This is a genomic window from Thermomonas sp. HDW16 (assembly GCF_011302915.1).
In the GTDB taxonomy this organism is placed as follows: domain Bacteria; phylum Pseudomonadota; class Gammaproteobacteria; order Xanthomonadales; family Xanthomonadaceae; genus Thermomonas.
Genome location: NZ_CP049872.1, coordinates 283,410 through 296,605 on the forward strand (window position 1 = coordinate 283,410; position 13,196 = coordinate 296,605).

The following is a 13,196-nucleotide window of genomic DNA, read 5'->3' on the forward strand; positions in this document are numbered from 1 at the left end:
CGCCGGCCGAGCCTGCCTGTCCGATGACCCAGACCCGTACTTTCCTGTTGTTCGCCTGGTTGATGGTGGCGGCCCTGTTGTGGATGGAGTGGAACAAAGAGAAGCAGCCGCAGCCCGCACCTGCGGTGGCGACGGCCCAGTCCGCGGTGCCCTCGGCGAACGCTGCAGGCGCAGTTCCCTCCGCAAGCGTGCCGGGCGGTGCCGCAGCGCCGGCGCTCTCCGCCACGCCGGCGGCGGCACCGAGCATCACTCTGAAGAACGATCTGCTGAGCCTGCAGCTGGATGGCCGCAGCGTCACCGGCGCGCAGCTGCTGCACTATCCGCAGACCCGTGCGGCCGGCAGCCCGCCGGTGGTGCTGTTCGATGCCGACCCGATGCATTTCTTCGCCGCCCGCAGCGGCTGGACGGCGTTGAACGGTGGTGTCGAGCCGGTCTTCCAGCCCGAGGATGGTGTGCACGAGGCGGTGCTTGCCGATGGTGCGAAGGAGGTGAGCGCACGCTTCATCGCCACGACCGCACAGGGCCTGCAGATTCGCCGCACCTACAGCCTGCCGCGCGGCAGCTATGCGCTCAATGTGCGCGATGAACTCGCCAATACCGGCAGTGCGCCGTGGTCTGGTCTGGTCTATCGCCAGCTGCTGCGCAACCCGCCGGTGGCAAAACGCGGCATGACCAATCCGGAAGCGTTCAGCCTGAGTGGCGCGGCCTGGTGGAGCCCGGAAGACAAGTACAAGAAGCGCAAGTACCCGAATTTCGTCGACGATGGTCCGCTCGACCAGCAGGTCACCGGCGGCTGGGTCGCGCTGTCGCAGCATTATTTCCTGACCGCTTGGGTGCCGCAGAAGGACCAGGGCGCGCTGTTCTCGCTGGGCGTGAATGGCGCAGTTCACTCGATCGAGGCGCGTGGCCCGCAGATCGCGCTGGCTCCGGGTCAGCGTTTCAGCAGCGATGCCACCCTGTGGGTCGGCCCGAAGCTGGCCGACCAGCTGGAGAAGGTCGCGCCCGGGCTGGAGCGGGCGATGGACTACGGTCTTTTCACCGTGCTCTCGCAACCGATCCACTGGCTGCTGACCCAACTGCACAAGTTCACCCACAACTGGGGCTGGGCGATCGTGCTGCTGGTGGTGCTGATCAAGCTGGCGCTGTATCCGCTGTCCGCCGCGCAATACAAGTCGATGGCGAAGATGCGCAAGTTCCAGCCGCGCATCGAGCAGCTCAAGGAACGCTACGGCGACGACAAGCAGAAGTTCCAGATGGCGATGCTGGAGCTGTACAAGAAGGAAAAGATCAACCCGGCCGGCGGCTGCCTGCCGATCCTGATCCAGATGCCGGTGTTCCTGGCGCTGTATTACGTGCTGCTGGAGGCAGTGGAATTGCGCCAGGCGCCGTGGATCCTGGGCTGGGTGAACGACCTGACCGCGCAGGATCCGTTCTTCATTCTGCCCATCGTCAACGGTGCGGTCATGTTCCTGACCCAGCGGATGACGCCGATGGTCGGCATGGATCCGATGCAGAAGAAGATGATGCAGATGATGCCGCTGGTGATGGCGGTGATGTTCGCCTTCTTCCCGGCCGGCCTGGTGCTGTACTGGGTGACCAACGGCACGCTGGGCATGCTGCAGCAGTGGTGGAACACCAAACGCTACGCGGAAGTGCCTGCCAAGGCGTGATCCGCCCGCAAGCCTGACGAAGCCCGCCGCAAGGCGGGCTTCGTGTATCTGAGATCATGCACGCATGAGCGAGGCCGTTACCGACACCATCGTCGCCATCGCCACCGCCTCCGGAACGGGCGGCGTCGGCATCGTGCGCCTGTCCGGGCCGCAGGCGAAATCGATCGCCGAAAGTGTCATCGGACAATCGCTGAAACCGCGCATAGCGCAGTACGCGCGCTTCGTCGATGCGGCCGGCGAGACCATCGATGACGGCATCGTCCTGTATTTCGCCGCGCCCGCGAGCTTCACCGGCGAGGACGTGGTCGAACTGCAGGCGCACGGCAGCCCGGTCGTGCTGCAGCAGCTGGTCGCGCGCTGCATTGGGTTGGGTGCGCGGCAGGCGCGTGCCGGCGAATTCAGCGAACGCGCCTTCCTCAACGGCAAACTCGACCTGGTGCAGGCCGAAGCCATCGCCGACCTGATCGCCGCCGCCGATGCGCAGGCGGCGCGTGCGGCGCGGCGTTCGCTGGATGGCGCGTTCTCGCAACGCGTCGATGCCTTGATGGACAGCGTGCTGGCGATCCGCATCCACGTGGAAGCCGCCATCGATTTCGCCGACGAGTCGCTGGACACGCTGGGCGGCGCCGCACTGCGTCGCAAACTCGATGCCGCCATCGAACAGTTGTCGCAGTTGCAGCGCGAGGCCGAACGTGGCCGCAAGCTGCGCGACGGCCTGCACGTGGTGCTGCTGGGCCCGCCCAATGCCGGCAAGAGTTCATTGCTCAACGCGCTGGCCGGCAGCGAGCGCGCCATCGTCACCGACATCGCCGGCACCACCCGCGACCTGCTGCGCGAAACCATCCGTCTCGATGGGGTGGAGCTGACCCTGGTCGATACCGCCGGCTTGCGCACCGCCGGCGATGCGATCGAAGCCGAGGGCATCCGTCGCGCGCATGCCGAAGTGGTGCGTGCCGACCTGGCGTTGGCGGTGCTGGATGCGCGCGAGCCGCAGGCCGGCCGCGCGGCGGTGGCCGAAGGCCTCGCTGAGGCGCCACGGGTGTTGTGGTTGTACAACAAGGTCGATCTGCTAGCATCGGCGCCCCACGTGGCCGATGCGGACGGCATCGCGATTTCGGCAAAGACCGGGCAAGGCCTGGAAGAACTACATCGCCGCCTGCTGGCGCTATCTGGTGCCGGCGATGCGGGCGAGGGCGCATTCACTGCGCGGGCACGCCATGTGGAGGCGTTGGTACTGGCCGGCAAACAGCTGCAACGCGCAACCCAGGAATTGACGCTGGAGCGGCTGGAACTGGCGGCGGACGCGTTGGCGCAGGCGCATTCAGCCCTGGGTGAAATTGGCGGCCGGCTCAGCGCCGACGGTCTACTCGGTCACATTTTCGGCAGTTTCTGCATCGGTAAATAGAGCGCGGCGGTATCCGCGCTTGACAAATGGGCGCTACTGTCGCGTGCTATCGACGGGTGCGTTTGCATCAAATGGGGATTTGGATCATGTCAGCTATCAACAAGATGCGCCGCGGCATCGCGCCGTTGGCGCTCGCCGTGGCGGTGGCCTGCGCATTGGGCGCGTGCAAGAAGGAAGAAGCGGCCGCCGATGCGGGGGCGACCGCGGTGCAACAAGCGCCGGCACCCACGCCGGAATCGGTGGTGTCGGCGACGGTCGCGGCGATGACGCCGGATCAGCTGCGCAGCGAGGCCTCCAAGGCCTACGGCGAAAACCGCCTGTATGCGCCCGCCGGCAACAATGCGATGGAGTACTACCTGGCCCTGCGCGACAAGCAGCCGGCTGACGCCAGCGCCTCCAGCGCGCTGACCGACTTGATGCCGATGACGGTCATTGCCACGGAACAGAGCATCGCCCGCGAGGATTTTGCCGAGGCCAAGCGCCTGGCCGCGCTGATCGAGAAAGCCGATGCCAAACATCCGGCCTTGTCGCGCCTGAAGACAAGCATCGCAAGCAGCGAGACCGCGGTTGCCGCACGCGTGGCGAACCAGAAGCTCAGCGCCGAGGAAGAAGCCAAGCGCCAGGCCGAGCTGCTCAAGAAGCGCGAAGAGGACCAGCGCAAGCAGCAGGAACAGCAGAAGCAGCAGGCCGCCGCTGCGGCACAGACGCCGGCAGCGCCCACGGCGGCGCAACAACAGGCGGCCGCCGCAGAAGCCGAACGCCAGCGCGTGGCGGCGGCGGAAGCCGAGCGTCAGCGTGCAGCAGCCGCGGAAGCCGAACGTCAACGCGCCGCGGCCGCCGCGGCACAACCGGCCGCCGCGCCGGCGCGTGCGGCATCGAACGAATTGCGCGCCATCAGCAACCCGGGCCCACGCTATCCGCAGGCCGCGCAGCGCGCCGGTGCCGCCGGCAGCGTCCAGGTCGAGTTCACTGTCAACACCGACGGCAGCGTGGGGAACGTCCGTGCGGTGAGCAGCGATGGCCCGCGCCAGTTCCAGCGCGAGTTCGAGCGCGAGGCCCTGGCGGCTGTGAAGCGCTGGCGCTTCCAGCCGGTGGGCGAGGCCACCACCACCCGCCGCACGATCAGCTTCCAGCAGTAAGCGCTGCAGCATCGCAAACGAAAAAGCCCGGCTTGTGCCGGGCTTTTTCTTGCCTGCGTGCCGACGATCTCAGGACGAGATCGCCAGCTTCTCCTGCTTGTAGCGCCATACCGCCACGGCCCACAGCACAGCCGCCAGCGCGAACGAGGCCAACAGGTACAGCCCCCACTGCTGCATCGACGCACCTTCGCCACGGGTGATCTTCTGGATCAGCTGGTTCTGCGACAGGAACGGCACCGCGTACTGCCACAGCGCGGTGTCCTTGATCGGATACGCCATCAACGCGTACAGCGGCAGCATGGGCAGCATCATCAGCCACATCATGTGGCTCTGCGCTTCCTTCATGCTCTTGGCGCCGGCCGCGAGCGCGGTGATCAACGCGGTGCCGATCAACACCAGCGGCAGCAGGGTCAGCAGCAGCTTGCCCATCGCCATGAAGCTCACGTCCATCTGGCTGCCGATGCCGCTGGCGAAGGTGGCGGTGATCTTGAACGACAACAGGATCAGCAGCATCGACAGCAAACCCAGCAACACCGCCGACAGCATCTTGCCGCCTACCAACGCTGCGCGCGAGACCGGGTTGGCCAGCAGCGGTTCCAGCGTTTGCCGCTCGCGTTCGCCGGCGGTGGTGTCCATCGCGAGGTGTGCGCCGCCGATGAAGGCGAAGATGGTCAGGATCAGCGGCAGCAATGCGGCCATGAACGAACTTTTCTTCGCTTCCGGCGTGGCCATGTCGCGCGTGCCCACGTTCAGCGGTGCGGCGATCGCGGGATTGATGCCGCGCACCATCAGGCGCAGTGCGCCAACACCCTGGCTGTAGCGTTCCAGCACCTTGTTGACGCGTGCCACCGCCACGTCCGCGTTGCGGCGGGTGGTATCGGTCACCACGTCGACCTTGGCCGGCTTGCCGGTCCGCCAGTCCTCGGCGAATTGGTCGTCGATGACCAGTGCCAGGTCTTCCTGTTGTGCCCGTACGCGGGCCTCGATGTCCTTCGGCGCAGGCTTGGCGTCGATGCCGTAGGTCCGCAGGAAACCGACCAGGTTGGGCGCGCGTTCCATGCCCACCACCGGTAGCGTCAGGTTCTTTTCCAGCTGGGTTTCGGTGCGCATCTCGGTCAACTTGCCAAGGCCGAGGAAGATCAGCGGGTACAGCAGGGGTGCGACCAGCAGGCTGAGCAGGAAGGTGCGGCGGTCGCGGAAGAAGTCCAGCCATTCCTTGCGGGTGACCTGCAACATGCTGCCGAAGAAGGACGTCTTGTTCATGCGTGCAGGCCCTCGTCGCTGCCGATCAATTTCACGAAAGCGTCCTCGAGGTTGCTCTCGCCGCTGGCGGCGCGCAGTTCCTCCGGGGTGCCTTCGGCGCTGACCTTGCCGTGGGAAATGATCACGATGCGGTCGCACAGCGCGGCGACCTCTTGCATGATGTGGCTGGAGAAGATCACGCAGCGGCCTTCGGCGCGCAGGTCCTTGAGGAAGCCGCGCAATCCGCGCGTGGTCATCACGTCCAGGCCGTTGGTGGGTTCGTCCAGGATCACGTTGCGCGGATCGTGGATCAGCGCGCGGGCGATCGCGGTCTTGGTGCGCTGGCCCTGGCTGAAGCCCTCGGTGGCACGGTCGAGGAAATCCTCCATCTGCAGCGCCTCCGCCAGCTTCGCGGTGCGCTGCGCGATGGCGTCGGCGGACATGCCGTGCAGCTGGCCGAAGTAGGCGATGTTCTCGCGCGCGGTCAGGCGCTTGTACACGCCGCGTGCATCCGGCAGCACGCCCAGGTTGCGGCGCACGCGTTCGGGATCGGCGGCGACATCGGTGCCGTCGACCAGTACGCGGCCGGTTTCCGGTGTCATCAGGGTGTACAGCATGCGCAGGGTGGTGGTCTTGCCGGCGCCGTTGGGGCCCAGCAGGCCGGTGATCTGGCCGTCTTGGGCGGTGAAGCCCACGTCGTCCACCGCGATCACGCGGTTCTTGTCCTTCCCGCGTCCGGGGAAGGTCTTGCGGAGGTGTTCTGCGACGATCATCGGATCAATCCTTGGAAGAGTGCCGTTCAAGGAACAGGCGGTTCACGGCTCGGCGCCGTTGAACGTGGTGAAGGGGTAGGCATAACCCAGCGCGTCCAGGCACTTGCCGTCCAGCGCCCTGGCATCGGCCTTCTCGACGAACTGGGCGAACAGCTTGGGCATGCAGCCAGCGGGCAGCACGCTGTGGCCCTGGCCTTTGAGCACGAACAGGCGACCGTTCGGCAGGGTTTTCACGACTTCCTCGCCGTAGCGCGGCGGGGTAACCGGGTCGAATTCGCCTTCCAGCACCAGCGCCGGCACCTTGGTCGCCAGCGGCTTGTGGAAATCGGCCGGTGGCGCGCTCTTCGGCCACACTTCGCACATCGTCGCCATGGTCTTCGGCATGACGTTGCCGAGCACGGTGCCGGCATCTTCCGCGCGCACCACCATGCTCTCGGCGTCCTCGCTGCACACCACCGACATCTGCATGCCCATCGCCATGGAATCCTTCATGTCGCCGGTCAGCATCTGCGTCAGCGCCATCAGGCCTTCGTAGTGGCCCTGGTTGGCTTCGTGGATCAGCTTGGGCAGCAGGCCGCTAGCCAGCGGCATGTAGGCATACATGCGCACCAGGCCGGCCACGGTTTCTGCGCGCAACACGCCTTGGCTGGGTTCGCCGGAGGTGGCATCGCGGTATTGCACGGTCACCGGGTTGGCGCGCAAGCGGGTCAGCAGTACGTCGAGCTCTGCGCGCGGGTCGCCCAGCTTGGCCTTGCACACCGGATCCTTGCTGCATAGGCCGAACTGCAGGGCCAGCGAGTCGTCCAGGTTGCGCGCGAAAATGTTGCCGAGCTCCAGCGTGTTGGGCACCACCGAATCCAGCACGATGCTGCGGGTCGATTGCGGATAGCGCATCGCGTACTGCTGGGCCACGCGGGTGCCGTAACTCACGCCGACCAGGTTGACCTGCGCCGCACCGATGGCCTGGCGCACCGCGTCGAGATCGGCGATGGCATCGGTGGTGGTGTAACGGCTCAGGTCCGCCTTCTTCGACAGCGCTTCGACGCACTTGCTTGCTTCGGCCTTGATCGCGTCCGGCGACAGGTCGGGGGCGGTTTCGTCATCGGCGCCATCGCAATTGAGCAGGTTGGACTTGCCGGTGCCGCGCTGGTCGACCAGGATCACCGCGCGGCGCTTGCGCACCTCGGTGAACACCGGATCCATCAGCGGATAGGTCTCCACTGCCGCCTGGCCGGGGCCGCCGGCCAGGAAGAACACCGGGTCGGGCATCACCTCGCCGCGGTTGGTGGCTTCCAGCCAGGCGATGTTGAGGTCGATCTTGCGGCCATCGGGCTTGGCGCGATCTTCCGGCACCGCGAAGGTCGCGCATTGCGCCTCCAGGCTGTCGCGGCCCATCGGGCTGCTCAGGTTGCAGGGTTTGAAGGCGATCTTGCCCAACAGCAGCGGCTTGACCGGGGTGACCGGCACGGGCGCGGCAGCGGATGCGGCGGCATCGGCGTGATCCGAGTGCTGCTTCATGTACTTGAAGCCGACGAATGCCGCGGCGATCGCAATGGCGAGGATGGTGCGGGTCTTGCGGGACATCATGATGCGGGCCCCTCGTGGTGGTTCGTGGAAAGGAAAAGGCGGGACAGGGTGGCGTGCTGTGTCAGCGTGTTCATGGGCCATCCGGCATGAAGATGTCCTCGATGCGGCCCTGGAATAGCCGCGCGATGCGGAACGCCAACGGCAACGACGGGTCGTACTTGCCGGTTTCCAGCGCGTTGATGGTCTGCCGGGACACATCCAGCCGTTCGGCCAGCTCGCCTTGCGACCAGCCGCGCGCATCGCGCAATTCGCGCAGGCGGTTGTTCACAGGTAGCGCTTGGTCAGGCGCATCTTGGCGATGCCGTAGATGGCGGCCAGTAGCGGGAACACCCAGATCATCGCCACGCCGGCGTCGATGTCGATGACTTCGGCCTTCTGCAGCAGCCCGCCAGCGAAATACAGCAAGGACACCAGCAGGCTGGCGATGCCGATCGATTCGGTTTCGATCCGTCGCTGCAGTTCGTCGATCTCTCGCAGGTAGCGCAAGGCCGCGCCCATCATCATCGCCAGCGGGATCACCGGCAGCACCGCCAACAGGGCACGCAACGGCACCGATTCGACGCCGCGCTTGATGAACCAGATCGAGGCGAACAGGGTCAGCGAATAGCCGATCATGATTGGCCACAGCGCACGGATGTAGCGGCGACCGGCCGGCTGCGCGTACATGTCGTCGCAATGCTGACGCCACCAGCGCGGCATCAGCAGGAACAGGCCGGCACCGAGCAGGTACCCGGCACCAATGCCGACCCACAGGCCGACGGTTTCGTCGGGCCATTGCAGCAACCAACGGCCGGCCCCGGCCAGGGCGAACGAGCCCAATGCGATCGCGACGAAGATCCACATCCAGCGGCGCAGGGTCATGGCTCAGCCACCCTGCCGGGACTTGCCGAGGAAGACCACGCCCAGCGCGATGAACGCGGCGGAGACGCCAATGAACGCGGTCTGCCCGGCGGCCAGGGCGACCGCCGAGAATGCGACGCCCACGCCAAGGAAGGCCAGCCCGACGCCTTTCAGCTTCTTGGGATCTTGGGTTTGCATGGCGTTCGCCTCTGTCAAGGGTGCTTGACAGGAACGATACCGACGCCTTGGATCGCTTGTCAAGCGTCCTTTACAAGGAGCAGCGACTACTTGTTGCTGACGTATTTCTCGCGGCGAATCTGCGGCACCGGCAGGCCAGCGTCCTTCAAGGCCTCGAAGCAGGCATCCACCATGTTCGGATTGCCGCACAGGTAGGCGATGTCGCTTTCCGCGTTTGGTTCGAACTCGGCCAGCGCGTTCTGCACGTAGCCATGGCGCACATCGGCATGCGCGTGCAGCGAACCCTCCGGCGGCAATTCGCGCGACAGGCAGGGCAGGTAGCGGAAGCCCGGGTGCGCATCGGCGAAGGCGCGGAATTCGTCGCCGTACAACAGTTCATCCGGATTGCGCGCACCCTGCAGCAGCACGATTTCGACCGCGCGCGTTTCCATCAGTTGCGCGAGTTGCGGCAGCATCGCCCGGTACGGGGTGATGCCGGTGCCGGTGCCGATCAGCAGGTAGCGCCGGTTGGCGTCGTTCGGCATCAAGCAGAAGCGGCCATACGGGCCGCTGGCGGTGACCTGGCCGCCTTCCGGCAAGCCTTCGAACAAGGCCGTCGCCGCGCCGCCGGTGACGTAGCTGACCGCGATCTCCACGGCCTCGCCCGGGCCCAGCGCGTGGTCGTGGATGGTCGCCAGCGAATAGCTGCGTTTGGCCGGCGTGCCGTCGGCATAGGCGAAGTGCACCTGGATGAACTGGCCCGGGATGTAGTCCAGCGGCAGTCCGTCGTCGCGCAGGAACGACAGGTGCGCGACGGTGGGCGCGACCATCCGGCGCGAGACCAGTTTCAGCGGGAAGTGGACAATGGCCAAGCGAGGTCCTGTTCGATGGATGCAACACAGCGTGGCGGGAGCGCCCGCACGCGGCCGCCTATACTAACCGCAGCGAAATCCCCGCACTTCCAGCCTGGTCGCGCCTGCGCGGCCGCGGAGCCATCCATGAGCGAAACCCCGGCGCCTGCGCTGCGTGTCAGCGACCTGCGCAAAACCTACGACAATGGCGTGGAAGCGCTGAAGGGCGTGAGCCTGGACGTCGCCCCCGGCGATTTCTATGCCTTGCTGGGGCCGAACGGCGCCGGCAAGTCGACCCTGATCGGCATCGTCAGTTCGCTGGTCAACAAGAGCAGCGGCAAGGTCGAGGTGTTCGGCATCGACATCGATGCGAACCGCGACGCGGCGATGCGGCAGATCGGGCTGGTGCCGCAGGAACTGAACTTCAACATGTTCGAGAAGCCGCTGGACATCTGCGTGAACTACGCGGGGTTCTACGGCATCCCGCGCGCGCAGGCGCTGGTGCGCGCGGAAGAAGTGCTGAAGGACGCGCTGCTGTGGGACAAGGCGGACAAGATGAGCCGTACCCTGTCCGGCGGCATGAAGCGGCGGCTGATGATCGCCCGCGCGATGATGACCCGGCCGCGCCTGCTGATCCTGGACGAGCCCACCGCCGGCGTGGACATCGAGATCCGCCGCGGTATGTGGCAGACGCTGAAGAAGATCAATGCGGAAGGCACCACGATCATCCTGACCACGCATTACCTGGAGGAAGCGGAAAGCCTGTGCCGCAACCTGGCCATCATCGACCGCGGCAGGATCGTGGAGCAGGGGCCGATGAAATCGCTGCTGGCGAAACTCGATGTCGAAGGCTTCCTGTTCGATATCGATGGCGAGCTGCCGGCGCAGTTGCCGCAGATCGAAGGCACTACGCTGCTCGCGATCGACGACCACACCCTGGACATGGACATGCCGCGTGCGATGGACCTCAACCGCGTGTTCGATGCGTTCGATGCCGCCGGCATCCGCGTGCGCTCGATGCGTACCAAGTCCAACCGGTTGGAGGAATTGTTCGTGCGCCTGACCAGCAAGGACGCGCACGCCGCGCAGGAGCAGGCCGCATGAGCCAGCCCACCGCCATGCAGCAGAACATGGTCGCGCTCGGCACGATCATCCGCCGAGAGGTCATGCGCATCCTGCGCATCTGGGGCCAGACCCTGATGCCGCCGGCGATCACCATGACCCTGTACTTCCTGATCTTCGGCGGCCTGATCGGCTCGCGCGTGGGCACGATGGACGGGATCAAGTACATGGACTTCATCGTCCCCGGACTGGTGATGATGAGCGTGATCCAGAACAGCTACGGCAACATCAGCAGTTCGTTCTTCGGCGCCAAGTTCGGCCGCCACATCGAGGAACTGCTGGTCAGCCCGATGCCGAACTGGGTGATCCTGACCGGCTACGTGGCCGGCGCGGTGCTGCGCGGGGTGATGGTCGGCGCGATCGTGCTGTGCATCGCCATGTTGTTCACCAAGGTGCGCGTGCCGCATCCGCTGGTGATGGTGAGCTCGGTGCTGCTGGGCGCGGTGATCTTCTCGCTGGCCGGCTTCATCAACGCGGTGTACGCGAAGAAGTTCGACGATGTCGCCATCGTCCCCACCTTCATCCTCACACCGCTGACGTATTTGGGTGGCGTGTTCTATTCGGTGAAGCTGCTGCCGCCGTGGGCGGAAGCCGCAACGCACGCCAACCCGATCTTCTACATGGTGAACGCGTTCCGCTATGGCCTGCTGGGCGTCAGCGACGTGTCGATGTGGACCGCGTATGCGCTGATGTTGGGTTTCGTGGTGGCGTTGGGTGGGTTGGGCTTGTGGTTGTTGAAGCGCGGCGTTGGCTTGCGCAGCTGATCGGCAGATTCGAACCGCGATAATGCATTCGCTACACTCCAGCCTCCCCCGACAAATGGAGCTGGTGCACATGGAACTTGGCAAAACCTTGTTGATGTTGGGCGTCGCAAGCGCCCTGTTGATGGGCTGCAAGAAGCAGGAAGAGGCAAGTGTCGCGCCGGTTGCCGAAGCACCTGCCGCCACGACTCCCGCGCCTGCCGAATCGGCATCGTTGCCGCCGCCGCCCGGCGTGCCAGCCGAAGCCAAACCATTCGATATCGCTAGCATCCCGCTGACCGACAAGCCGCTCGGTGACTGGCCGTACTTGGCTGCACCTGCAGGCTATGAATGGCAGGACGACAAGACCCTGGACTTGTCGCGCGTGCCGTTCTGGACTGGCCAGGCATTGGAGTTCGTGGAAGGCAAGGTTTTCCTGGGTTCGTTGAAAGCAAGCGGCGAAAAGTCGTTCTCGCGCTTCGAAGTGCTCAAGCGCGCGGATCAGGCACTGACCGCGCTGGGTGCGACCAAGCTCACCACCTCCGGCATCCCGGAGGCGATCCATGAAAAGGACATGCCGGAGAATTTTGGCAGCGAGTTCTACGCGGGTGCCGGCGGTTATCGCAGCAGCGAGCAGGAAGTCAGCACCTATGTGATCCGCCACGCCGACCGTGCGGTCTGGTTCAAGGTGTTTGCTGACACCAATAGCGGCAGTATCCTGATCGCGGAAACCGAGCCGACGGCAGCAGCGCAATACAATAACTGCGCGCGCTGCATGCAAAAAGCCCGGCTAACTGCCGGGCTTTTTCATGGGTGCCGGCAGGATCAGGGTAAACGGAAGAACGCTTGCGCGGTCGCGGTGGTGGCGGCCGCAGTAGCGGTCACATCCTCGTCGCGGTCGCGCGCCAGTTCTTCCACGATGTGCGCCAGGTACATCGGCTCGTTGCGCCGATGGCTGGGTTGCGGCTTGACCGTGCGCGGCAGCAGGTAGGGCGCGTCGGTTTCGATCATCAGCCGGTTGGCCGGGATGTGCTTCACCAATTCGCGCAGGTGCAGGCCGCGGCGTTCGTCGCATAGCCAGCCGGTGATGCCGATATGCCAATCCTGGTCGAGGTAATCGAATAGTTCCTCGCGGGTGCCAGTGAAGCAGTGCACCACCGCCGGGCCCAGCTTGCCGTCGAAGTTCTTCATCATCGCCATGAAATCGGCATGGGCATCGCGCTGGTGAAGGAATAGCGGCTTGCCGTTCTCGGCGGCGATCTGCAGCTGGCGCTCGAAGGCCTTGCGCTGTGCCGGGCGCGGCGAGAAATCGCGGAAATAATCCAGCCCGCATTCGCCCACCGCCACGACTTCCGGGTGCGCATGCAGCGCGCGCATTTCGGCATCGCATTCCTCGGTGTACTCGACCGCGTGGTGCGGGTGCACGCCGGCGGTGGCGAATAATTCGCCTGGGTGCTTCTGCGCCAACGCCAATGCTTTCGGCGAATGCTCGCGCGAGGCGCCGGTGATGATCATCCGCGCCACGCCGGCGTCGCGGGCGCGTTGCAGCACGGCGTCGCGGTCATGGTCGAAGCTGTCGTGGGTGAGGTTGGCGCCGATGTCGATGAGTTGCATGGGCGGGATTTTAGCGGGCTTGATCGCTTGCCCGGC

Annotated in this window: 13 protein-coding genes; 5 read left to right on the top strand and 8 right to left on the bottom strand. The window is 65.5% G+C overall.

Annotation, left to right across the window (positions count from 1 at the left end; translation table 11 throughout):
* Nucleotides 1-23 precede the first annotated feature (23 nt).
* From yidC to G7079_RS01250, 3 genes are all read left to right on the top strand, one after another.
* Complete coding sequence (gene yidC, locus G7079_RS01240) at nt 24-1,670, top strand: membrane protein insertase YidC (RefSeq protein WP_166054792.1); 1,647 nt, start codon at nt 24-26, stop codon at nt 1,668-1,670.
* Nucleotides 1,671-1,734: 64 nt separating this feature from the next.
* Complete coding sequence (gene mnmE, locus G7079_RS01245) at nt 1,735-3,075, top strand: tRNA uridine-5-carboxymethylaminomethyl(34) synthesis GTPase MnmE (protein WP_166054794.1); 1,341 nt, start codon at nt 1,735-1,737, stop codon at nt 3,073-3,075.
* 86 nt (nt 3,076-3,161) lie between these two features.
* The gene (locus G7079_RS01250; RefSeq protein WP_240906210.1) at nt 3,162-4,214 is read left to right on the top strand and encodes an energy transducer TonB; all 1,053 of its coding nucleotides are present in this window, start codon (nt 3,162-3,164) and stop codon (nt 4,212-4,214) included.
* 69 nt (nt 4,215-4,283) lie between these two features.
* On the opposite strand, the gene G7079_RS01255 is transcribed toward G7079_RS01250, so the two are convergent.
* The 7 genes from G7079_RS01255 to G7079_RS01285 all read right to left on the bottom strand — a co-directional run bounded on the left by G7079_RS01255 (nt 4,284) and on the right by G7079_RS01285 (nt 9,705).
* The gene (locus tag G7079_RS01255; protein WP_166054795.1) at nt 4,284-5,477 is read right to left on the bottom strand and encodes an ABC transporter permease; all 1,194 of its coding nucleotides are present in this window, start codon (nt 5,475-5,477) and stop codon (nt 4,284-4,286) included.
* The gene (locus G7079_RS01260; protein ID WP_166054797.1) at nt 5,474-6,229 is read right to left on the bottom strand and encodes an ATP-binding cassette domain-containing protein; all 756 of its coding nucleotides are present in this window, start codon (nt 6,227-6,229) and stop codon (nt 5,474-5,476) included. The genes G7079_RS01255 and G7079_RS01260 overlap by 4 nt, the downstream gene beginning before the upstream one ends.
* Before the next feature lie 42 nt (nt 6,230-6,271).
* Nucleotides 6,272-7,813 carry an alpha/beta fold hydrolase gene (locus G7079_RS01265; protein WP_166054800.1) on the bottom strand — a complete coding sequence of 514 codons (1,542 nt, stop codon included), beginning with the start codon at nt 7,811-7,813 and terminating at the stop codon, nt 6,272-6,274.
* A gap of 73 nt (nt 7,814-7,886) precedes the next feature.
* Nucleotides 7,887-8,084 carry a helix-turn-helix transcriptional regulator gene (locus tag G7079_RS01270; protein WP_166054802.1) on the bottom strand — a complete coding sequence of 66 codons (198 nt, stop codon included), beginning with the start codon at nt 8,082-8,084 and terminating at the stop codon, nt 7,887-7,889.
* Nucleotides 8,081-8,677, bottom strand: a complete 597-nt coding sequence (locus tag G7079_RS01275; protein WP_166054804.1) for a hypothetical protein — start codon at nt 8,675-8,677, stop codon at nt 8,081-8,083. Before G7079_RS01275 ends, G7079_RS01270 begins: the two co-directional genes overlap by 4 nt.
* Before the next feature lie 3 nt (nt 8,678-8,680).
* Nucleotides 8,681-8,854 (bottom strand): hypothetical protein, encoded by a 174-nt coding sequence (locus G7079_RS01280; RefSeq protein WP_166054806.1) that lies wholly within the window; start codon nt 8,852-8,854, stop codon nt 8,681-8,683.
* 86 nt (nt 8,855-8,940) lie between these two features.
* Entirely contained in the window at nt 8,941-9,705 is a 765-nt protein-coding gene (locus G7079_RS01285; protein WP_255453179.1) for a ferredoxin--NADP reductase, read from the bottom strand.
* Between the two features lie 126 nt (nt 9,706-9,831).
* Here G7079_RS01285 and G7079_RS01290 point away from each other — a divergent pair, with 126 nt between their 5' ends.
* A complete protein-coding gene (locus G7079_RS01290; RefSeq protein WP_166054808.1) occupies nt 9,832-10,788 on the top strand; it encodes an ABC transporter ATP-binding protein in 957 nt (318 codons plus the stop codon).
* A complete protein-coding gene (locus G7079_RS01295) occupies nt 10,785-11,570 on the top strand; it encodes an ABC transporter permease (RefSeq protein ID WP_166054810.1) in 786 nt (261 codons plus the stop codon). Before G7079_RS01290 ends, G7079_RS01295 begins: the two co-directional genes overlap by 4 nt.
* Nucleotides 11,571-12,371: 801 nt before the next feature.
* Here G7079_RS01295 and G7079_RS01300 read toward each other — a convergent pair.
* A complete protein-coding gene (locus G7079_RS01300; protein WP_166054812.1) occupies nt 12,372-13,160 on the bottom strand; it encodes a TatD family hydrolase in 789 nt (262 codons plus the stop codon).
* Nucleotides 13,161-13,196: the final 36 nt, after the last annotated feature.